Genomic DNA, 21,587 nt, shown 5'->3' on the forward strand with positions numbered 1-21,587 from the left:
GCCGATCAAGGGCGCATTGGCAATTTCAGACGATCCCTCAGCAATGGTGGCCGAGCAACCGCACGGGCTTGTCGTGCGGTTCGGCGCGTTGTGGCATGGTCCAGCGCGGCGCAAGGCGGCGAGCTTGGCCATCGCTATCGCCATCGAAGCGCTCATCGTGCTGTTGCTGTTAACGCTCGGCGCGGGGATCGCAGGTACTGAGGATGGCAAGCAGGCCGTTACCGAATTTGCCGCGACCGATTTCGCCGCCCCGCCTGAGCCAGAGCCTGAGCAGCCGCCACAGTCGCAGCCCGAAACCACTGCAACTCAACAAGTTGTGCAGCCGGTCGCCCAGCCTGAAGCGTTGCGCCTGTCGCCGTTGAACCTGAACCCGCAACCTTCCGCAGAGCCACCGCCCGCGCCGCCGCAACCTGAACCGCAACCGAGCCCATCACCGACCATCGCGGCCAGGATCAATCCGGGGCGCACCTATGGCCCCGCCGATACCGGCAACCCGCGCACCGCAGGCGACAGTCAGCGCGTCGGCACCGCGCCCAATGGTGAGCCGCTATACGCCGCGCGCTGGTACCGCGAACCGACCGATTCCGAGCTGGCGGGCTACCTCTCCACCGCCAACGGGCCGGGAGCTGCGCTGATCGCGTGCAAGACCGTGCCCGATTACTATGTCGAGGATTGCGTGCTGATCGGAGAAACGCCTGCGGGGTCGCAGATCGGCCGGGCGGTGATGGCCGCTGCATGGCAGTTCCGTGTCCGACCCGCACGGATTGGCGGGCGCGAACAGTTCGGATCATGGGTGCGGATCAGGATTGATTACACGCTGCGGCAGGCGCCGCGCTAACCTTTTCAGCACGGTGCATTAACCCGTCAGATGGTTGCGGATGACCGCGCAGAAATCGCCGCCCCACGTCTCCAGCTTTTTCGCCCCCACGCCTGGTATCTCGCCCAATTCGGCCAGAGTTTCAGGGCATTTGTGCGCCATGTCGCGCAGCACCGAATCGTGGAAGATGACATAGGCCGGGATGCCGTGTTCGCTGGCGAGTTCCTTGCGCTTGGCCCGCAGCGCCTCGAACAGCGGGTTGCCGACCGGGTTGGGCGCAGCCTCGCCGCGTGCGCGGCGGCTGCGGCGGGCTTTTGGCGGCGGCTCGGCGATAGTGACGCTGGCTTCACCCTTCAACACGGGACGCGCTGCGGGGCCGAGCATCAGCCCGCCATGTTCGGTCGCCGCAAGCATCCCGCGCGCCACCAGAGTTCGGGCGAGCGGGCGCAGCAGCGCCGCCTCCTCGCCAGCGACGATGCCGAACACCGACAGCTTGTCATGCGCGCGGCTGGTGATGCGTTCGTCGCTCTGGCCGGTCAGCACCTTTTCGATGTGGCCGATGCCGAAGCTTTGCCCGGTGCGATAGACCGCCGATAACAGCTTGCGCGCCAGCTCGCTGGTATCGACCACGCGCGGCGGGTTTTCGCAATTGTCGCAATTGCCGCACCGTTCTGGCGGGTGCTCGCCGAAATGCCGGAGCAGCACCGCGCGGCGGCATTCTGGGGTTTCGACCAACGCGGCAAGGCTGTTTAATCGTGCTTGTTCGCCCGCCAGCCGCTCCGGCTCGACATCGCCCAGCCACTGGCGCGCGCGCGAAAAATCGCTCACCCCCCACAACAGATGCGCCTCAGCCGGATCGCCATCACGTCCGGCGCGGCCGGTTTCCTGGTAATAGGCCTCGATCGATTTGGGCAGGCCGGCGTGGATCACGAAGCGCACGTCGGGCTTGTCGATCCCCATGCCGAACGCGATGGTAGCGACCATTACCATGCTTTCCGACCGCACGAATGCGGCCTGCGTCGCGGCGCGCCGTTCCGGGTCTAACCCGGCGTGGTAGAACCCTGCCTCGCGGCCCGTGCGGGTGATTGCCGCCGCGATATCTTCAGTCGCCTTTCGGCTCGGCGCATAGACGATCCCTGCGCCGGATAATCGTGCAAGCAGATCGGTGATTTGGCGCGGGCCGTTATTCCTCGGCGTGATGGCGTAGCGGATATTCGGCCGGTCAAACCCGGCGATGATCAGCCCGTCATCAGGAATGCCCAACTGGCGCAGAATATCGACGCGCGTGGCCGGATCGGCGGTGGCGGTGAGAGCGAGGCGGGGGACATTGCAAAAGCGATCGAGCATGGGCCGCAGCCCGCGATAATCAGGGCGGAAATCGTGGCCCCATTCGGATACGCAGTGCGCCTCATCAATCGCGAAAAGTGCAATCTGCGTATGTTCCAGTAACGCTTGAAACCCACTGGTCGCAGCGCGTTCGGGCGCGACGTAGAGGAGGTCGAGCGCGCCAGCACGAAACGCCTCGGCGGTGGCGGCATTGTCACTATCCGCCGAGGTCATCGACGCGGCGCGAATCCCCGCCGCGTGCGCCGACCGGATCTGGTCGTGCATCAATGCGATTAGCGGCGAAATGACGATGGCGGTGCCGCGCCGCGCCAGCGCCGGCACCTGATAGCAAAGGCTTTTGCCCGCGCCTGTCGGCATCAGCGCAAGGCTGTGCTGCCCGCGCATCACCCGCGCGATCACCGCTTCCTGCTGCCCGCGAAAGCCGGGAAAGCCGAAGGTGCGGCGAAGAATGTCGTGAATGTCAGGATTTGCGGGCGCGTGCATCGCGCGACCCTAGCCCATCGGATAGCCCGAAGGCACCCGCACAGGCACCGCTATCGTCGGATAATCGGGAGGCGGATCAACGCGCAGCAGCGGCCTTGGCTGCGGCCAGATCGACCACGTCACCCTTGCCCAGACCTGCGGCGAGGGTCGCCACCGAGCCATCGGCACGAAGCCCGAGGTTTTCAGGGCGCACCAGCCAAAGATCTTGCGGACCAAGGATGCGGCCATCATGCGCGAGGATCGACACCGGGCCGATCGGCAGGCGATCGCGTTCGTCAACCAGCACTGGGTCTTCGAACACCTGTTCGCTGCCGTATTTCTGCCCCCACTGGCGCAGCGCCAGCATCGCGGGCAGCAGGTCGAGTCCTTTTTCAGTCAGCCGATATTCGATCTTGCGGCGATCATCGGCGCAGGGTTCGCGTTTCAGAATGCCGTGTTCAACCAGCTTGGCCAAGCGATTCGAAAGGATGTTGCGGGCAATGCCGAGCTCGCTCAGAAATTCCTCGAAGTGCTTGAGACCGTTGAAACTCGCGCGCAGAATCATGAACGACCAGCGCTCACCCATGACCTCCAGCGCCTGCGGCAGCCCGCATTCGATCAGATCGCGCAGTGGTTCTCTCAAGTCGCCCATGCTTCGTGTTCCTTGCCATCTTCAGGAGGTGTGTAACCGCTTTTCCGAGTTGCCACAAAAAATTTCATTTTTCAGTTGCAACAAGCAACCTAAATATATAGGTGGCGAATAGCAACTAGTTTCGAATCGAAATGTTGCGTTGCAAAATAGCGGCGCAGACGCCAAAGCACCACCGCCCCAAGGGCACAAAAACAAAAGGATTACCCAGATGATCAACACCCTCTCTGTTCCCCGCACCGGCAAGCTCGCCATCCTCGCCACCGCGCTGCTGTATACCGGCGTAAGCTTTGGCTTTGCCACTGCGACCCCGGTAAATGCAGCAGGCAACGCCTATTACACCGCCACCCTTGCTGCACCGATCAGTGAAAATCGCGCCGTCGCCGGCGGCGTCGCCTGGGCGTGCAAAGACAACACCTGCGTCGCGAACAAGGCAAGCGCCCGCCCGTTGCGGGTTTGTCGCGGCCTCAACCGCAAATTTGGTGAAGTCGCGGCCTTCAAGGTCGATGGCGAAGACCTGGCGGCCGACGAACTTGCAAAGTGCAACGGCTGATCTGGCTGTAACCCCATCCCCCCTCTGTCCGGCACCCTCTCCAGCTGGAACAGAGCTCCAAGGCCCCCGATGCGCGCTGTTCCCAGAGCGCGTCCGGGGGTTTTGCTTTTCCTGTTTTGCGCTCACCCATCCAGGCAAGCGCCTTCGGCGTCGTTGCAGCGCCTTGCTTGAGTGATTGTTAGAGCAGTCCAGCCCCGGTCAGTGCGCTTTCAAGGCTCGCCGCATCGGTGAAGAGGTGGGCATCCCAGCCGCGCGCCTTGGCGGCGGTAATGTTATCAGGGTTGTCGTCGGTGAAAAACAGCGCAGCGCCGCTTCGCCCGCTGCGTGTTTCGGTGATTTCGTAAATGCGCGGATCGGGCTTGGCGACTTTTTCGATCCCCGAAACGACGATGTCATCGAACAGGTCGAAAATCGGCTGAGTCGGGCGGAACACCTGCCACAACTCGTCGCCGAAATTGGTCAGGCAGAACAACGGCACGCCAGTGGCTGCCAAGCGCCGCACCAACTCATGCGACCCTGCGACCGGCCCCGGAACGGTTTCGTTAAAACGCGTTGCATAGGCACGGATGAGCATTTCATACTGCGGGAATGCGGCAATTCGTTCGGGCACCATATCGGCTAGCGCCCGCCCGCGATCATGGTCGAAATGCCATTCCTCGGTCACCACATTGGCGAGGAACCAATCGAGTTCACCCCGGTCATCGATCAGCTTTTCGAACAAGGCGCGCAATTGCCATTGGAACAGCACTCGCCCGACATCGAACACCACGGCTTTCTGCACGTCACCCACTCCTCAAACGATCACGGCCCGCGCTCCAGTGAGGAGGCGGGCCGTTGATTGTTCCGGCTACCGCATCGGGCAGCCGCACCGCGAATCGCTTAGCCCTGACGAGCCTTGAAGCGACGGTCGGTCTTGTTGATGACATAGGTGCGCCCACGGCGACGGATCACGCGGTTATCGCGGTGGCGGCCCTTGAGCGACTTGAGGCTGTTGACGATCTTCATGGCTCTCGGCTTTCAAATGGAAAGCGCGCCGGATCAGGCCCGACGCGCGGAAATTGAAGCGTGCCGTTAGCGGCAGTGGCGTCCCGCGTCAATGCGCTTGCGTCACGCCCCTACTCTCAAATCGGACAATTTGCGCTCCCACGCCAGCGCATGGGAGATGATCGTGTCGAGCTTGGCGTGCTGCGGCTGCCAACCGAGCGTCCGTTTCAGCCGCGAAGGATCGGATATCAGCGAATCGGGATCGCCTGCACGCCGCCCCTCGATCCGGCGATGGAGTTTGCGATTCGTCACGCGATCGACTGCATCTAACACCTCGGTCACCGAAAACCCCCGGCCATAACCGCAATTCATCGTCAGCGAACGCGCCGGATCTGCCATCAGCGCCTCCAAAGTCAACACGTGCGCCGCAGCCAGATCGCTGACATGAATGTAATCGCGCACACCGGTCCCATCGGGTGTGGCGAAGTCGGTGCCGAACACGGCGACCGATTCGCGCAGGCCCAGCGCCGCTTCGATGGCCACCTTGATCAGATGCGTGGCGCCTGCCGTCGATTGTCCGCTGCGCGCCTGCGGATCGGCCCCTGCAACATTGAAATAGCGCAGCACCCCGCAATTGATCGGATGCGCGGCGGCGACATCGGCGAGCATCTGCTCGGTCATCAACTTTGACCAGCCATAGGGGTTGATCGGGTGCTGCGGCGTGTCTTCGCTAACCGCTGCCACATCGGGGATGCCATAAGTCGCAGCGGTCGAGGAAAAGATAAAATGCGGCACGCCTGCCGCCAGCGCCGCGGCAATCAACGCACGGCTTTTGGCGGTGTTGTTCTGATAATATTTGAGCGGGTCAGCGACACTTTCGGGCACGATGATCGATCCGGCAAAGTGCATGATCGCACCGCGCCCCTTGCCCAGGCCCTGTTCGGCAAAGATGCGCGCGAGCAGGCCAGCATCGGCAATATCGCCTTCATACAGCGGTACGCCATCGGGAATGGCGAAACGAAAGCCGGTCGAAAGATTGTCGATCACCGCCACCGGCCAGCCCGCGTCTTTAAGCGCAAGCACCGCATGGCTGCCAATATAGCCCGCACCGCCAGTCACGAGCACGCAAGGTTTGTTGTGAGACATCATGGGAAGTGCCCCTATCACAAAGATCGCTTAGAAAACGTCAACCTTTTAAACGGCACAGCGCCCCTGTGCACATTGATGCGCCGACTCTATATAGACGGCGCTATAAAAGGAATTCGCCATGTCCACATTCCGCCTGCTTGCCCCTGTCACTGTCACCGCTGCACTGGCGCTGTCGGCCTGCGCGACCACGCCCTATACCGGCCCGGTCGAAGTCACCCGCTTTGTCGCCCCGGCAACAGAGCGCGCCGCGCTGGGCCAGGGGACAATTGCGATCAACTTTCCCGATGAAATCAGAAACGAAGGCGCACGCCGTGCGTTTGCCGCTGCGGTCAGCGCAGAACTCGCGGCGCTGGGTTATACTGTTACCGAAGGCCGCGCTGATCAAACCGCTGCGATCCGCACCAGCCGCAACGCCATCGTCGCGGAAACCCGGACCGAGCGCGGCCCGGTCAGCGTCGGGGTCGGCGGGCAGACGGGCAGCTACGGCTCAGGTGTCGGCCTTGGCGTTGGCCTCAATCTGGGCGGCGGGCGCGAAGACGCCACGGCCATCACCGAACTTTCAGTGCGCATCAACCAAGGTGACAATGCCACCTTGTGGGAAGGCCGCGCGCAAATTGCGACAGGGGTGAAATCGCCCTATTCGCAAGTCGACGCCAGCGCCCGCACCCTGGCCGCAGCCTTGTTCCGTGACTTTCCCGGCGGCGATGGCGAAACCGTGACGATCAAGGTCAAGCAACTTCAAGGAACCAAATGACGCAAATGTTTATCGATGCCGCCTTCGACGGCGGCAATATCGACGTGCTCGGGATCGAAGGCCGCACTGCGCGGTTGGCGATCCGGCAGGATAATGCATCCGAGTTCTTCCAGTGGTTCTATTTCCGCGTCGCCGCCACTGCGGGCGAAGACGTGATTCTGAAGCTGACCGGGCTGAATGCCAGCGCCTATCCCGGCGGCTGGCCTGATTATAACGCCTGCGTCAGCGAAGATCGCGATTATTGGACGCGTGCGGAGAGCACCTACAATCCGGACGAGGATGGCGGGACGCTCACCATCCGCTATCTGCCCGCATCGGACGTATGCTGGTTCGCGTATTTTGCGCCTTATTCGATGGAGCGGCATCACGATCTGATCGCTGAAACTGCTTCATGCGAGGGCGTCGACCTGGTGCGGTTGGGCACCACGCTGGATGGTCAGCCGATCGATTGCCTGGAAATGGGCGAAGGCGATGTGCAGGTGTGGCTCTACGCCCGCCAGCATCCGGGCGAGACGCAGGCCGAATGGTGGATCGAAGGCGCGCTGGAATGCCTGACCGATCCCGCCGATCCGGTGGCGCGAGCGCTGCGCAAGGCGTGCCGCATCCATATCGTGCCCAACTGCAACCCTGATGGTTCAAGGCGTGGGCATTTACGAACCAATGCGGTTGGGGCCAACCTGAACCGCGAATGGGCCGATCCAACACCGGAACGCGCGCCTGAAGTGCTGGCGATTCGCAATCGGATGGATGCAACCGGCGTCGACTTCGCCATGGACGTCCACGCGGATGAGGCGATCCCGGCGGTGTTTCTCGCTGGATTTGAAGGCATCCCTTCGTGGAGCGAAGAACAGGGCGAAGGCTATTACCGCTATCAGCGCATCCTTGACCGCCGCACCCCGGATTTTCAGACGAAGCTGGGTTATCCTAAGGCCGCAGCGGGCCGCGCCAATCTGTCGATGAGCACCAATCAGGTCGCACAGCGGTTCGGCGCGGTCGCGATGACGCTGGAAATGCCTTACAAAGATCTCGCCGATTTCCCTGAGCCCGAACAAGGCTGGAGCCCCGAACGCTGCAAGCTGCTGGGCCGCGAATGCATGGCGGCGTTGGTGGAGTGGTTGGGGGGTAAAGAGGCCTAAGCGAGGTTCGAAGGCCCGAAGGCGTGCGGCAGTAACGTGGATAGCGTTACGCGCCGCACGTCCGCCTCGCTCACGCACAGCACCAGCGGATCGGTTGCTCCCAACGCGGCGACTTCGTTCAAGACCTGACGGCAGCGCCCGCAAGGGGTGATCGGTTCGATCCCTGCCTTGAGGCCCACCACCGCTACCGCGACCAATCCACCGCGCCGACCTTCGCCCAACGCCTTGGCTACCGCGACCGTTTCCGCGCACAGTGCGAGGCCGTAGCTCGCGTTTTCGACATTGCAGCCGGTCACTATCGCGCCATCATCAAACAATAACGCTGCGCCCACCGGGTAATCGGAATAGGGCGCGTAGGAGTGCTCGGCGGCGGCGATTGCGGCGCTGATTAGCGCCTGTTCCTGCGCATTATCCAGGGTCATTTCTGCACCACCACCCATTCGACCGGCTCCTCGCTCGCCGCGCTCACCAACGCGCTGTTGGCGCTCCATAGCAGCCACGGTCGGCCCGCATAGTCCGGCCGCGCCCGGTCGCGCACCAACCACAGATCGCGGGTCAGCGCAGCGGCGGTGTTGTGGCGTTGATCGAACGCGCGGCTCAGTTTGAGGATCACCGGCTTGCCCGCGTGGGTTTCAATCTGATTGATCAGCGTCATCAGCTCGCTTTCCACCGCTGCATCGCTGACCTTGGGAGAGCAACCATCGGCAAGCCGGGTGAGGCCAATCGCAGGCGGCAGCAGGTCAGGGTCGCGCGGTACCATCTGCGCAAACATCCCGCTTTGCAGATCGGCCGGAGCGCAGGGGTCGAAATTGAGCACGACACCCACTTTCATCCCGGCAGCGCGCGCGCGCCGGTACCGATTGGCAAAACCGCCCGGCGCATCGGGCAGCGGGTCGAGCACCAGCGGCAGATAGACGAATTGCGCGCCGATCGCTTTCAGCGTGGCAAACTTCACCTCGGCCCCGCCCACCGGCGCAAGCGCACCCTGTTCGGGATAGAGCGCCTCGTTCGGGCGCCATTCACGCATGTCCCACCAAAGCCACGCCGCAAAGGCGAGCGCGACTAACGCAGCCAAGGCGCCGATCCGCAAAAGCCAGCGACGCGGTGTCTTTCGTCCGGATGTCTTGCGCCCGCGCGCCATGATGTACCTGTCAGCCCTTGATGTGCAGCACGCAGATCAGCGTGAACAAGCGGCGGGCGGTGGCAAAATCTGTTTCGACCTTGCCCTCCAGCCGTTCCAGCAGCAGTTCCGCTGCACCATTGTGGATCCCGCGTCTGGCCATGTCGATGGTTTCAATCTCGGTCGGGGTCGCCTTGCGGATTGCCTGATAGTAACTGTCACATATCGCGAAATATTCGCGGATCGGGCGGCGGAACCGGGCCATTCCGATCACCAGCGTTTCCAGCAGCGTGCCCGCGGTGTCGCTGATATCCATCGCCAGCCGCCCATCGGCCACAGACAGGTGGAGGTGATAGGGGCCAGCCCCCCCACGCTCGACCGCGCGCACCGGTTTGAAGGTGTTTTCTTCGATCAGGTCATAAATCGCCACGCGGCGTTCCTGCTCGACATCGGCGTTGCGCCACAGGATCGTCGCTTCGTCGAGCGTTACCTGCGCAATACGATACGTCCCCGCAACAGCAGGTGACAGGGGCAGGGAATCGCGCGGCAGATCGGCCATAGACCCTGCCTTCGCAGATGCAGGGGCTGCACTTCAAGCACTTCGGTAAACTCTCCCCGCTATCCACAGCATGAGAAATAAATATTGGCAGCGATCACCCTTGCGCGATGGGGGGCGTGAGGCGCATCAGACCGCCATGATCGAACCTGCAAAAGTCACCAGAATCAACGCTGCCCCCGGTGAAGGCACCAGCGATGCCGACAGCCCGATGCGCAAGCTGCCCTATAATCTCGAAGCCGAGGCCGCATTTCTCGGCGCGGTGCTGATTGATAACAGGGTGATCGAGGAACTGCAGGTGCCGATCCGGCCCGAGCATTTCTTTGAAGCCCTGCATCAGCGCATTTATGAACGCGTGCTGGTGCTGATCGAACGCAACACCACTGCATCGCCGGTAACGCTGCGCCCCTATTTCGAAGCGGACGAGGCGCTTAAGGATTTGGGCGGCACGTCCTATCTGGCGCAGCTTACCGCCAGCGGGGCCGGGTTGCTCGCCCCGCGCGAACTGGCGCAGCAGATTTACGATCTGGCCTTGCTGCGCGAGCTGGTGAGCGTCGGGCGCGGGCTGGTCGAAGGCGCGCTTGACACCTCGCAGGACACCTCGCCGATGGACCGCATCGCGCAGGCCGAAGCCGATCTGTTCCGCGTGGCAGAAGGCGCGGCGACCGGGCGCGAGGCAGCAACCTTCCGCGATGCGGCGGTGCAGGCGATCAAGATGGCCGAAGCCGCGATGAATTCAGGCGGCGGCCTGTCCGGCAAGACCACCGGCCTTGAAACAATCGACCGCAAGACCTCGGGCCTGCACAATTCTGATCTTGTGATCCTCGCCGGGCGACCGGGCATGGGCAAGACCTCGCTCGCCACGAACATCGCCTTCAATTGCGCGGAAAAGCATCTTGAATGGCAGCGCGATGGCGGCGAATTCAATTACGGCGCACCGGTCGCATTTTTCAGCCTGGAAATGAGCGCCGATCAGCTCGCCACGCGCATTCTGGCCGAACAGGCCGAGATTTCGTCAGAAAACCTGCGCAGCGGCAAGCTCAGCCGCGAAGATTTCCAGAAACTGTCTTATGCCAGCCAGCGGCTCGCAGAATTGCCGTTGTATATTGATGATACCCCGGCACTCACCATCGCAGCGCTGCGCACCCGCGCGCGGCGGATGAAGCGGCGGCATGACGTCGGGCTGATCGTGGTCGATTATCTGCAACTGCTGCAAGGGTCAGGCCGCGCCAATGACAACCGCGTCAATGAAATCTCCGAAATCAGCCGCGGGCTGAAAACGCTGGCCAAGGAATTGCAGGTGCCGGTGATCGCGCTTTCGCAGCTTTCCCGCGCAGTCGAAAGCCGTGAGGACAAGCGCCCGCAGTTGTCCGACCTGCGCGAATCCGGTTCGATCGAGCAGGATGCGGACATGGTGTGGTTCATCTTCCGCTCGGATTATTACCACATGCTGGTGAAGCCCGACATGCCCGACGGCAGCAGCACGCCAGACGTTCAGGAAAAATACCGGTCGTGGGAGGAAAAATACGAACAGATGGTGGGCAAGGCGACGCTGATCGTCGCCAAACAGCGCCACGGTTCGACCGGCAATGTCCCGCTGCATTTCCAGAGCGACATCACCAAGTTCACCTCACCCAATTACAAGGACTATTCGGATTACGGCTTCGAGTGAGATTTGGCGCGCAAACAGCTGCACTGCGGCATTCATCGCTCCACTGCCGAACTCGAAACCGGCATCATCGGCTTCATCGAAGCTCACAACGAAAATCCCAATCCATATCACTGGACAAAATCAGCCGCCGAAATCCTCGCCTTCATCAAACGCTTCTGGCAACGCGGCTACTTCTCAACCACACCGGCAACGTCACCGATGACATCATCATGCGATATCTCGATCGACATACCCGCAAAAACGGCTTCAGTCCCTCGACACGATCGTAGCGGCGGCAGTCGTTCAGGGGGCTGTCCAGACGCTATCGGACATACGATAACGGGAGAATGGAGCGGTAGCGGGAAGCCAAAAGACGGCGTATTAATATGAGATTATCGACTAATGTTTGAAGATCTAATTTCTCTGGCCCCCAACCGGCACCCTAAATTTGCTGGATGCATGTGGAAAACTTGGGACAGTCCGGTTCGGATTCGAAGCTGGGAATCGTCAATCAGATTCGGATAGCCAACCTTGATGGAGTTGTGACGCTTTTTCAGCGATGTAGCGTCCAGTTTATCGGATCCGATTGGCAAGTCGGATTTGATTGAGAAGCTGCCACATCCAATTTTCGCCGTTTTCAGGTTTTAAATCAGAGTGATATAAGTGCGACCTGTCGCGTACGGTGTGCCTATGTTACGAGCTTATCAGTACGTGTCCGGTCACTAGGCTCGACGAGGAAATCGTTTCTTGCCTGAACTGTGGCTCGGATCGCCCCGCGCATGTGTTGTCGGAAGTTTTCAGATGTCTGTTTTGAGCCACTACGTCGGTTGGTGGGTAGCATGTCGATCGCCAGAAAGCGGACAAGGTTACCGGTCAGCCTGGATGGCTGAATTTGGGACTTATCAGTCATTACGAAACGGTCCGCAGAATGACGGGCAGTGCCAAAAGCAGACACGACCATGCACGGGAGAGTAGACGGCCGCAGTTAGGGGATGGCGTCCTGGAACCCGACACGCAGGGACCGGCCTCAAATCACCATCCAATGCAACACCCGATCGCCAGGTGGCTTGACCCCATTGCCTACTTGGCAGATAGACAATGGGCGATGTTGTCCCAGAAGACCCGCTATGCCATACGCGCAATGCAGCACTTGGCCGATCACTTTGGCGAGGGGCCGGTGCAACTGGCTGCGATTGCGGACAAGCAGAACATCCCCGCCAAGTTCCTTACGGTAATTCTCTCGGAACTGACCCGCGCAGGGCTGGTCGAGTCCCTGCGCGGACGTGACGGGGGATACTGGCTGGCGATCCCCCCGGTCGACATCACTTACGGCGACCTGATCCGGCACATGCGCGGCAGTCTTGCCCTCGTTCCCTGCGCCAGCCGCTATGCGCATGAGAAGTGCAAGAACTGCCTTGAGGAAGGCGAGTGCCGGACACGCGCCTTGCTGCTGGATGTGCGCGACCGGACGGCGCAGATCCTCGATGGCATTCGCCTATCCGATCCCATCACGCCCGTGCCCGCATTTCCAGACGATGAAGCCTGACCGCCACGGCAATTCGCCTCGGCGCGCAAACCCCACCTTTCGCCGCCAGACAGAAATTCTGCGCACCAACCCTATTGTCAAGCAATTCACTTGAGTTTAGTTCCTTCGTTGCGGATCGAATCCGCGTAACGAAAGGCCCGCTTATGGACCGTGACGAGAAACAAACCGGCGCGGGCGGCATTTTGCCCGATGCGCTGGCGCTGGTGAGCGAGGCGCTAGGGCGTCTGCGCTACGGCGCGATCCAGCTGACTGTGCATGACGGGAAGGTCATGCAGATCGACGTAACCGAAAGGAAGCGGCTGACCGATTGATCGGCCGTGATTCGACCCCACCAAACATCTTCAGGGACCAGCAGACCGGACCACCGGATGCATGCCCGCTTGCAAAGGCGAGACCATGTATCCGAATTCGATCCGCAGCATGCTGCTGCTTGGCGCGGCGTTGACCGCGATTTTCCCGACGACTGTCACCGCGCAGGACGCGGTGTCCGACGATGATGCAACCACCGCCGCCGCCGCAGAGCTTAAGGTGTATGAAATGATCGTCACAGCTCGCAGGCGTTCTGAACGCGCGCAGGACATTCCGATTGCAGTGTCGGTGCTCGATTCCAAGCAGCTCGACGAGACCGGGGCGTTCAACGTGAACCGGCTCCAGCAGCTTGCGCCTACGCTGCAATTCTATTCCTCCAACCCGCGCAACACGGCCGTGAACATCCGCGGGCTGGGCGTGCCCTTCGGCCTGACCAGCGACGGGTTCGAACAGGGCGTCGGCATCTACGTGGACGACGTCTATTACTCGCGCGTTGCCTCGGCGACCTTCGATTTCCTCGATGTCGCCCAGATCGAGGTGCTGCGCGGCCCGCAGGGCACGCTCTACGGCAAGAACACCACTGCCGGCGCGATCAACATCACCACCAATCAGCCGAGCTTCGATTTCGAGGGGCGGGCGGAGATCAGCCTCGGCAATCTCGAGTTCCGGCAGGCGGGCGGAGATCAGCCTCGGCAATCTCGAGTTCCGGCAGGCGCGCCTCGCGGTGTCGGGTCCGTTATCGGAGAACGTCGCCGCCCGCATTGCCTTTTCCGGCACATCGCGGCGCGGTACGATCCGCAATGTCACGACCGGACAGGATATCCAGAGCCTCGATAACCTTGGTGTGCGCGCGCAGGTGCTGTGGGAGGCGGCGGATAACCTCAAGATCACGCTGGTGGGCAATTACAACAAGCAGGATGCCAATTGCTGCGGGTCGGTTTTCGTGCGCACCGGGGCAACCCAGCGGCCACTGAACCGCCAGTTCGCCGCGCTCGCCGCAGCGCAGGATTATACGCCGCCCAGCACCAACCCGTTCGACCGAGTGACCGATCTCGATTCGCAGCTCAACGCCGGCAACGTCATCGCAGGCGCTGCCTTGCGTGCGGTATGGGACATTGGCCCCGGAACCCTCACTTCAGTCACGGCATGGCGTTACTGGGACTGGAAGCCCGAAAACGATCGCGACTTTACCGGCTTGCCGATCGTCTCGCTGTCGCAGAACCCTTCGGAGCAGAACCAGTATACGCAGGAGTTCCGCTACGCCTATACGGGCGACAAATTCGACTTCGTGCTCGGAGCTTTCGCCTTCGACCAGCGGATCGACACGCAGGGCACCGAAGCGCACGGCCCTGCATCGAGCCGGTGGACGATTGCGCCGAACAATCCCCTCTCGCTCGATCCAAGCGTGCTTGACGGGTTGACCGCACGCAACACGCAAGTGCTCGAAAGCACCAGCCTCGCCCTGTTCGGCCAGCTGAGCTGGAAGCTTACCGATGCCTTCACCATCCAGCCGGGCGCGCGGCTCAATTACGACCGGAAGGCTGGCTTTTATCAGCGCCGCGTGTTCACCGGCACGGGCACGGAACTGATCGGCACCGAGACCGATGCCCGCAGTCGCGCTCAGCTCGGCGTGTTCCAGCCGCAGGTGAGTGCGCCCGAGGATACCGACTGGAACCTGACATATGACCTGACGCTCAGCTACGAACTCGCGCCCGATGTGCTGGCCTACGGCACCTATGCGCGCAGCTTCAAAACCCTAGGGATCAACCAGAACGGCCTGCCCACAGACGCCAATGCCGTGCCGATTGCTGAGGCAGGGACGATCCGCCCCGAAAAGGTCGATCACTTTGAGCTGGGCCTGAAGACCCAGTTCTGGGATCGCCGCGCGACCTTGAACCTCGCCGCCTTCCGCACCGAAATCCGCGACTATCAGGCGACAGTCAACAACGGCCAGTTCGGGGTGCTGCGCGGGTTCCTCGCCAATGCCGACAAGGTGCAATCGCAGGGAATCGAGGCGGATTTTTCGGTCCGCCCGAGCGAGCGGTTCACTGCCTATGCCAGTGGGGCATATACCGATGCCAAGTATGTGCGCTTCGTCGATGCGCCTTGCCCGCCCGAACTGTCGGGTGGCACCACGGCGACCGCGGGCCAAAACCCGTCCGCGCCCGGCACCCCGGGCGGGATCAGCCCGTCCAATTGCGACATTTCCGGCCAGCGCCTGCCGGGGGTATCGAAATGGGCATTTTCCTTTGGTGCGGAGGGCAACGTTTCGGCGACCTTCCTCGGCAAGACGGGAGAGGTCTATCTCGGTTATGACGGCAGCTATCGGTCGGGTTTCTCGTCCAATCCCTCGCCGTCGATCTACACCAATATCGACGGTTACCACCTGTCCAACTTCCGTTTTGGCTTCCGCTCGGAAGACGGGCTGAACCTGTTCGCATGGGTCAGGAATGCTTTTGACGAAGACTATTTCGAGCAGCTCTTCGTTGGCCCCGGCAACACCGGGCTGATTGCAGGGCTACCCGGCGACCCGCGCACTTGGGGCGCGACCGCCTCGATCACCTTCTAGACCTGCCAAAGCGCAGAGAGGACTACCTCATGCCTGACATAACCTCGCTCCTGATCGACATCGCGCCGTTCATCGCCATCGGCATAGCCGCGCAGATGATCGACGGAGCGCTCGGGATGGCCTTCGGGGTCATCACCCAGACCTTGCTGGTGAGCGCCATGGGCGTACCGCCCGCGACGGCCTCGGCCAGCGTGCATCTGGTCGAGCTGTTCACCACGGGCGCATCCGGGGCGAGCCATATCTGGCACCGCAATGTCGATTGGGGGCTGTTTTGGCGGCTGGTCCCCTTCGGCGTGCTGGGGGGCGTGAGCGGTGCCTATCTGCTGTCCAGCATAGACGCTTCGGCCGCGCGACCGTTTGTTATGCTCTACCTTACGGGAATCGGCTTCTACCTGCTTTGGCGGGCGATCCGGTTGTCGAAGCCTCGGTTTGAGGATCCACGCTACACCCGCCCATTAGCATTGGCAGGCGGGTTCCTCGATGCGGCGGGTGGCGGAGGATGGGGGCCGGTCGTCACCTCGAACCTGCTTATCCAGGGCGGCGACCCGAGGAAGATCATCGGCACAGTCAATTCCGCCGAGTTCCTGCTCACCCTTTCGATCTCGATCGCCTTTATCGCGACGCTGGGATTTGCCGCCTTCACGCTCGTCACCGTCGGCCTGATCATCGGCGGGGTCATCGCCGCACCGTTCGGGGCGATCCTCGCCAGCCGCGTCCAGCCTAGGACGCTGTTGCTGGCGGTGGCGGTGGTGCTGATCGTGACCAGCAGCTACAGCATCTTCCGGGCGTGGCCGATCATCTAGGGCCTTTGGACGTAGCATGGACACCGAACTGATCCTCATCTGCGCCTTGACCGGCGTGATCAACCTGATCGGTGCGCTCGCCTATGCTGCGCGCATTGCCGGGGTGCGCACCGGGCGGATTGCGTTGAGCTTTGCGCTGTTCAACGTGCTGCTGCTGGTGTCGCGCACCTCGAACGGGTTTTTGGGGCCCTTCCTCGCCAAGCGGATCGAGACCGGGTTGGCCAACGGCGCTGGTGATGCCTTGCTGTTCGATCTCAGGTTGGTGCTGTTTTCCGCCGCCGCTGCCGTGGCGCTTGGCATCCTTCTGGTGCCGACGGGCCAGCGCTTGTTCGCAGCGGCCATCACCTTCTTTCAGGCCAACCGCTCGACCGCGAAGCTGTTGTTACGAAGCGTGACCCCGTCGGGCCTCAGCACGATCCGAGATTCGGTCGCGTTGCCTTCTGCCGAGACGCTGCGATCGTTCAAAGGCCCGCGCGGGGTAAGCTGGCCGGTGCTTATCGCCAATGCCGCCGCGCAAGGCCTGCTGGCGGTGGGCGTGCTGGCCTCGCTCTATGCGGGTTATCTCGTCCCCGAGTTCCGCGTCACCGCCTCGCAGATGACCGCCATCGTCAACGGCTTTGCCACGATCCTGCTGTTTGCCCTGATCGACCCGCAGATTTCCGCGCTAACCGACGACGTGGTCGATGGCAGCGTAAGTGAAGCGACCTTCCGCCGGGCGATGATATGGGTGTCACTGAGCCGCCTCGCCGGCACGCTGCTGGCACAGGCGTTGCTGGTGCCTGCCGCAGTGGTGATTGCGTGGGCCGCCGGATGGCTATAGGGTGCCAGACTTAGCTCTGTTGCATTAGCTGCGCGGACCCAAGAACGTGCAGGACTGACCACATGAGTGCCAAGGGCATAACTCCGGCCAGCACAGCGGCGCACTCGTACAGATTGTCCAGATCGGTCCAGTAAGCCCGGCCTACCTCATCTCGAACATTTCACGGTGGAACAGGGTAGCAGGCAGGCCACCTGCTCGCATGGCGTGATGTAGGCTGTCACCAAATTTTGCTGGACCGCAAAACCATACGGCGGCGCTGCGCCATTGCGGAATCCACACGGCCAATTTTGGCAGATCGACAAATCCTTCTTGCCCGGTGTCGACAATGCGCAGCCGCACTCCGGCTGCATCTGCTGCGCGGCGAACTTCATCGATGAACCCGCCGTCAGGGGCGCCAGTCGAATAGATCAGATCGACGTCTGCTTGCTTGCCGGACAACGCGAGCGCTTCCATTCGCGCTATGAAAGGCGTGATCCCCACCCCTCCTGCGATCCACAGCTGCGGACCACTGGCCGAACCGAAGTCAAAGCGGCCATAAGGGCCTTCCACCGTGATGGCCTGCCCGACCTTGATGATCGTCGGCAGGCGCCGTGTATAGTCGCCGAGGCCTTTGATGCTGAATCCAAGGCGCCCGTTGTTGGCCCAGCCCGAAGACATGGTGAAAGGGTGGGCGTGTTCTGCGTCTGCGAAGCTCAGAAAGGCGAACTGTCCGGCCGCGTGGCCGGGCCAGGCTGTCGCCAGCTTCACCCCGACATCAAGGACAGCGTTGCCTTCGTGGATATGAAAATCGGTCACTTCGCCCACGAACCTGTGCGACTTGCCGATCCTTCCGAAGATCGACAATCCTGCCGCAACCGCCGCTGCCGCCAGCAGTCCGATCATCACCAATCCGATCGGCGCGCTCCAGTAGCTGGCCGGGGTCAGCACCACGGCGTGGAATGCCAGTGCCAGAAACACGAGCGCCATCAGGCGATGGGTCTTGAAGAACAGGTGGTAAGGAAACCGCCGCCACAGGGCGAGCGCGGCCAAGACCAATAGCAGGTAGAACGCCCACTCACCCAGATCGGCGGCGAAGTCCCTGAATTCGGCGAAGGGCCGCGGCTCTGCTACCGCGCCAATCACCCGCTGCCGGGGTTCCAGCCAGCCCCATTCGACCAGCCATTTGGGCCCCTTTTCCACCAACCAGTGAAGCACCGCCATCACGACAGCGGCGATGCCCAGCCATTTGTGCAGCCGATAGAACTTGTCGAGGCCGCCCAAGGCCGTTTCGATCTGAACTGGTCGTGCCGCGAGCAGGATGGCCACGGCCATAAAGGCAATCGCCAGGATACCGGTCAACGGCACAAGCAGTCCGCGGACCGGCCAGATCCCGCCTGACATCGGAGCAAGATCGACGCTCGTGAACCAAAGCGCGATCACCAATCCGATGACCGCGAAGAATGCCAGCTTCCAGCGCGTCATATCCGGTGTTCCGCGGAGCTAGTGTCGCCAGTTCTGGATTGAGTAGCTGCCACTATGCCTCGGGCAGGAGGCGATTTGTCGGCGATTGGGATGTTCAGCACTTGCATCAACTCCCGCACCTGCATCTCTGCAAGGGCGCCGGGGAATGGGACTGCGCGATCCGCAGCGTGCAAGCAATGTCCGCCGGTATCGGGCGAAGCTCGGGGCAGTGTGCTTATTGATCTAACCGAAGGTGCAGCGGATTGTTCCATGCGATGCCATTCGGATGACTATCGGTTGCGCGCTATTTGCCGGTCACTGGCAGTAGCGATCATCCTCCGCCGCTTGCTTTCCGCAGTGCATCGTCCGACAGCGGACATGTCCTCGCGCAGCTGCGACGGAGGAGGGAAGGCAACCATGAGCTCCGCGAGCGCGCATCCCGATGACCCCCATTATGTCCAGCGCACCGGATGGCTGCGGGCCGCGGTGTTGGGTGCCAATGACGGGATCGTTTCGGTCTCCTCGCTGATCCTCGGCGTGGCGGCGGCGACCCCCGAGCCGCGGGCAATCCTTGTCGCGGGTGTGGCCGCACTGGTCGCTGGCGCCATGTCGATGGCAGCGGGCGAGTATATCTCGGTCTCGTCCCAGCGCGATTCCGAGCAGGCGGATATCAAGCGCGAACAAGAGGCGCTGTCGCTGACGCCGGAGGATGAGCAGACCGAACTCGCCGCAATTTACCAAAGCCGGGGTCTCAGTGCCGAAACGGCGGCAACCGTGGCGCGGGAGCTTTCCGCGCTCGATCCGCTGGCCGCACATGTGCGGGATGAATTGGGTCTGTCCGATCACCTTGCAGCCCGTCCGTTGCAAGCCGCGCTGGCTTCGGGTGCAACCTTTAGCGTGGCAGCGGCTATCCCAGTCATTGCGGCATTTTTTTCGCCTCCTTCGGCCATCATTCTGTCCGTGCTGATCGTGTCGGTGCTGTCTTTGGCGATCCTGGGCGCTCTCGGAGCCAAGGCCGGCGCGGCGCCAATCGTGCCTGCAGTTCTGCGCGTGCTCGGCTGGGGCATCTTCGCAATGGCCATTACGGCTGCGGTCGGTTGGCTCTTCGGTGTCAGCGTCTGAGGCTCCTGACCTCCGCAGTTAGAGCATAAGCTACGGCTTATCTGCCTCATGTAAGCGGTGCGCCAATGGCTGTGCACGCCGCAGTGCCCCACCTCTTGCCTGCCGGTGCGCTTTTGGCCCCTTCATCGAAGACGGGGCCGGGCGCCTTGATAGGAGGCACTGCCATGAACAACAATGCACCATCGATCCGCCGCCGCTGGGATCCCGTGGTCAAGATCACCCATTGGTCAATAGCGATCGCCGTGCTCGCCAATGCCGTTTTCACAGAGGAAGGCTCAGGCCTTCATATCTGGGTAGGTTATGGCTTAGCCGCGATCCTTGGCCTGCGCTTGCTGTGGGGCCTGATCGGCCCTGCTGAAGCCCGCTTTGGTGCCTTCTGGCCCAGGCCCGCAAGGCTATGGCCCACCTGCGCGAGATCCGTACCGGGCAGTCCAGCCAGCACGCTTCGCACAATCCGTTGGGCGCCTTTATGGTCTATTCGATCTGGGGCTGCCTGCTGACGATCATCGCCACCGGAATTGCCATGGCAGGCGTGCCGCCGATCAGCCTCGCCGACAATGAAGTCGAGCAGCGCGGCGCAACCGAGTTGGTGAGCTCTGACCAACACAGCGAGGAACATAACGAGGGCGGTGAGGAAGGAGAAGGCCTGCTGGGCGAAGTGCATGAGACGGCCGCCAACCTGCTCTATCTGCTGATCCTGCTGCATCTGGCAGGCGTGCTGTTCGAAACCCGCCGGAGCGGGCGGCAGGTTCTTGTGGCGATGCTGCCGCTGCAGCGATAGGCAACTCAGATGCAGACACGCGCCCGCAAACTGGAACGCAAGGCAACCGGGATAACGATCCTGGTGGCCTTGCAGGCCTTAGCCGCAGCATTCTTCATCGCCGATCTGGCCGCAGATATCGTGGCCGAAGGTATGGGAGCGCATCTGCTGATCGAGGCGATGGCGGCCTTTGCCTTGCTTGCCGCCGTCGTGCTCGGCGCGTTGCAGGTGCGCGGACTGATCGCTTCGGCGCGGCGTGATGAAACGGCGATAGCTGCCGCCAAAGGCGCACTGGCCGAACTCATCCGCCTGCGCTTCGAGGAATGGACGCTTACCCCAGCCGAGGCCGATGTGGCGCTGTTTGCCATAAAGGGCTGCGACATCGCCCAAATCGCTGGGCTGCGCGGTTCAGCAACCGGCACGATCCGCGCCCAGTTGGCGCGGGTCTATGCCAAGGCCGGGGTGGATACACAGACCGGCCTGATCGCGCTGTTTCTCGAAGAGCTCGTCGATGCGCCTTGAGCAAATCATAATGGAGCGAGAGCCGGAATTCGCCTTTCCACCAACATCCGGTCTTTAGCCGGGTCGACCGGCGGTCTCCTAAGCAGCGTGTCGGCTTGTGGCGGAACCAGACGTTCAAATCGGCGGTTGTGAATGATCGGGTCTGGGCCGTTTGCAGAATGCCGCGTTCTGGCGACCAAAGGGCAAAAAGCTGTCATCCGCCATTACGGCACTCTCGGTGGGCCAGCCTTGTCGGCTGCTGTCTGAGATTCTCTGCGCAGAGACTGCGCCCCTGAGCCTCTTGCACAGTGCCTTTCTCAAGATGCCCTTCATGGAAAGGTGGACGGGCCATGGACCGATTTTTGACGATGATCTGGTCGCGCGCGAAAAAATCCGGGTTGCGCCTCCCTTTCGTCAAGCGAAGCCCGCCTGCGACGAGATTCGCTAGTGGATTGACTCCAACGTTTGGAACCCCCGGTTACGTGCGGCGATGATTTCGTCGGGGTCCGCCTTCCAGACGAAGGGCTTTGGATGGCTGG

21 protein-coding genes and 2 pseudogenes are annotated in these 21,587 nt (G+C 62.0%); 14 read left to right on the forward strand and 9 right to left on the reverse strand.

The genetic code is table 11. The annotated features are described in order from the left end of the window. The first annotated feature begins 43 nt into the window (after positions 1–43). Complete coding sequence (locus ABIE62_RS11835) at positions 44–838, forward strand: hypothetical protein (RefSeq protein WP_354326257.1); 795 nt, start codon at positions 44–46, stop codon at positions 836–838. Positions 839–856: 18 nt separating this feature from the next. Here the strand turns inward: ABIE62_RS11835 and recQ are convergent, their stop codons facing one another. Further along, positions 857–2,647, reverse strand: a complete 1,791-nt coding sequence (gene recQ, locus ABIE62_RS11840; protein ID WP_354326259.1) for a DNA helicase RecQ — start codon at positions 2,645–2,647, stop codon at positions 857–859. Between the two features lie 76 nt (positions 2,648–2,723). Further along, positions 2,724–3,278: a winged helix-turn-helix transcriptional regulator gene (locus tag ABIE62_RS11845; protein ID WP_354326260.1), complete on the reverse strand. Its 555-nt coding sequence runs from the start codon at positions 3,276–3,278 to the stop codon at positions 2,724–2,726. 139 nt (positions 3,279–3,417) lie between these two features. On the opposite strand from ABIE62_RS11845, the gene ABIE62_RS11850 reads away from it, so the two are divergent. Further along, complete coding sequence (locus ABIE62_RS11850; RefSeq protein ID WP_354326262.1) at positions 3,418–3,828, forward strand: DUF8200 family protein; 411 nt, start codon at positions 3,418–3,420, stop codon at positions 3,826–3,828. Positions 3,829–4,006: 178 nt separating this feature from the next. On the opposite strand, the gene ABIE62_RS11855 is transcribed toward ABIE62_RS11850, so the two are convergent. From ABIE62_RS11855 to galE, 3 genes are all read right to left on the reverse strand, one after another. Next, positions 4,007–4,609, reverse strand: coding sequence for an HAD-IA family hydrolase (locus ABIE62_RS11855; protein ID WP_354326263.1), 603 nt, complete (start codon positions 4,607–4,609; stop codon positions 4,007–4,009). A gap of 98 nt (positions 4,610–4,707) precedes the next feature. Next, positions 4,708–4,833 carry a type B 50S ribosomal protein L36 gene (ykgO, locus tag ABIE62_RS11860; RefSeq protein WP_017666014.1) on the reverse strand — a complete coding sequence of 42 codons (126 nt, stop codon included), beginning with the start codon at positions 4,831–4,833 and terminating at the stop codon, positions 4,708–4,710. A gap of 102 nt (positions 4,834–4,935) precedes the next feature. Continuing rightward, a complete protein-coding gene (gene galE, locus ABIE62_RS11865; RefSeq protein WP_354326264.1) occupies positions 4,936–5,961 on the reverse strand; it encodes a UDP-glucose 4-epimerase GalE in 1,026 nt (341 codons plus the stop codon). A gap of 118 nt (positions 5,962–6,079) precedes the next feature. Between galE and ABIE62_RS11870 the strand changes: the two genes are divergently transcribed. Beyond that, positions 6,080–6,715 (forward strand): hypothetical protein, encoded by a 636-nt coding sequence (locus ABIE62_RS11870; RefSeq protein ID WP_354326265.1) that lies wholly within the window; start codon positions 6,080–6,082, stop codon positions 6,713–6,715. Next, the gene (locus ABIE62_RS11875; RefSeq protein ID WP_354326266.1) at positions 6,712–7,851 is read left to right on the forward strand and encodes a M14 family metallopeptidase; all 1,140 of its coding nucleotides are present in this window, start codon (positions 6,712–6,714) and stop codon (positions 7,849–7,851) included. The genes ABIE62_RS11870 and ABIE62_RS11875 overlap by 4 nt, the downstream gene beginning before the upstream one ends. Here ABIE62_RS11875 and ABIE62_RS11880 read toward each other — a convergent pair. The 3 genes from ABIE62_RS11880 to ABIE62_RS11890 form a co-directional block, all read right to left on the reverse strand. After that, complete coding sequence (locus tag ABIE62_RS11880; protein WP_354326267.1) at positions 7,848–8,273, reverse strand: cytidine deaminase; 426 nt, start codon at positions 8,271–8,273, stop codon at positions 7,848–7,850. The genes ABIE62_RS11875 and ABIE62_RS11880 overlap by 4 nt on opposite strands. Further along, positions 8,270–8,878 (reverse strand): glycoside hydrolase family 25 protein, encoded by a 609-nt coding sequence (locus ABIE62_RS11885; RefSeq protein ID WP_354326268.1) that lies wholly within the window; start codon positions 8,876–8,878, stop codon positions 8,270–8,272. Before ABIE62_RS11885 ends, ABIE62_RS11880 begins: the two co-directional genes overlap by 4 nt. A gap of 124 nt (positions 8,879–9,002) precedes the next feature. Next, positions 9,003–9,530, reverse strand: coding sequence for a UPF0262 family protein (locus ABIE62_RS11890; RefSeq protein ID WP_354326269.1), 528 nt, complete (start codon positions 9,528–9,530; stop codon positions 9,003–9,005). Positions 9,531–9,666: 136 nt separating this feature from the next. Here ABIE62_RS11890 and ABIE62_RS11895 point away from each other — a divergent pair, with 136 nt between their 5' ends. From ABIE62_RS11895 to ABIE62_RS11925, 7 genes and pseudogenes are all read left to right on the forward strand, one after another. Further along, complete coding sequence (locus ABIE62_RS11895) at positions 9,667–11,199, forward strand: replicative DNA helicase (protein ID WP_354326270.1); 1,533 nt, start codon at positions 9,667–9,669, stop codon at positions 11,197–11,199. Between the two features lie 147 nt (positions 11,200–11,346). After that, positions 11,347–11,468 (forward strand): annotated as a pseudogene (locus ABIE62_RS14720) (IS200/IS605 family transposase); the annotation flags it as partial. A gap of 815 nt (positions 11,469–12,283) precedes the next feature. Further along, positions 12,284–12,724 carry an RrF2 family transcriptional regulator gene (locus ABIE62_RS11905; protein ID WP_354326272.1) on the forward strand — a complete coding sequence of 147 codons (441 nt, stop codon included), beginning with the start codon at positions 12,284–12,286 and terminating at the stop codon, positions 12,722–12,724. Between the two features lie 143 nt (positions 12,725–12,867). After that, a complete protein-coding gene (locus ABIE62_RS11910) occupies positions 12,868–13,035 on the forward strand; it encodes a YezD family protein (RefSeq protein ID WP_354326273.1) in 168 nt (55 codons plus the stop codon). 85 nt (positions 13,036–13,120) lie between these two features. Continuing rightward, a pseudogene (locus ABIE62_RS11915) lies at positions 13,121–15,602 on the forward strand (TonB-dependent receptor). A gap of 29 nt (positions 15,603–15,631) precedes the next feature. Then, on the forward strand, positions 15,632–16,405 hold the full coding sequence (locus ABIE62_RS11920) for a sulfite exporter TauE/SafE family protein (protein ID WP_354326274.1): 774 nt from the start codon (positions 15,632–15,634) through the stop codon (positions 16,403–16,405). Positions 16,406–16,421: 16 nt separating this feature from the next. Next, entirely contained in the window at positions 16,422–17,225 is an 804-nt protein-coding gene (locus tag ABIE62_RS11925) for a lipid II flippase Amj family protein (protein WP_354326276.1), read from the forward strand. A gap of 141 nt (positions 17,226–17,366) precedes the next feature. Here the strand turns inward: ABIE62_RS11925 and ABIE62_RS11930 are convergent, their stop codons facing one another. Next, positions 17,367–18,686 (reverse strand): ferredoxin reductase family protein, encoded by a 1,320-nt coding sequence (locus ABIE62_RS11930; RefSeq protein ID WP_354326277.1) that lies wholly within the window; start codon positions 18,684–18,686, stop codon positions 17,367–17,369. A 396-nt stretch (positions 18,687–19,082) separates the two neighbouring features. Here ABIE62_RS11930 and ABIE62_RS11935 point away from each other — a divergent pair, with 396 nt between their 5' ends. From ABIE62_RS11935 to ABIE62_RS11945, 3 genes are all read left to right on the forward strand, one after another. Continuing rightward, positions 19,083–19,787, forward strand: coding sequence for a VIT1/CCC1 transporter family protein (locus tag ABIE62_RS11935; RefSeq protein ID WP_354326278.1), 705 nt, complete (start codon positions 19,083–19,085; stop codon positions 19,785–19,787). Between the two features lie 376 nt (positions 19,788–20,163). Then, positions 20,164–20,568, forward strand: a complete 405-nt coding sequence (locus ABIE62_RS11940; RefSeq protein ID WP_354326297.1) for a cytochrome b/b6 domain-containing protein — start codon at positions 20,164–20,166, stop codon at positions 20,566–20,568. 9 nt (positions 20,569–20,577) lie between these two features. Then, a complete protein-coding gene (locus tag ABIE62_RS11945; protein ID WP_354326280.1) occupies positions 20,578–21,069 on the forward strand; it encodes a helix-turn-helix transcriptional regulator in 492 nt (163 codons plus the stop codon). Positions 21,070–21,587: the final 518 nt, after the last annotated feature.

It is taken from the genome of Porphyrobacter sp. MBR-155, from assembly GCF_040547625.1.
Lineage (GTDB): Bacteria > Pseudomonadota > Alphaproteobacteria > Sphingomonadales > Sphingomonadaceae > Erythrobacter.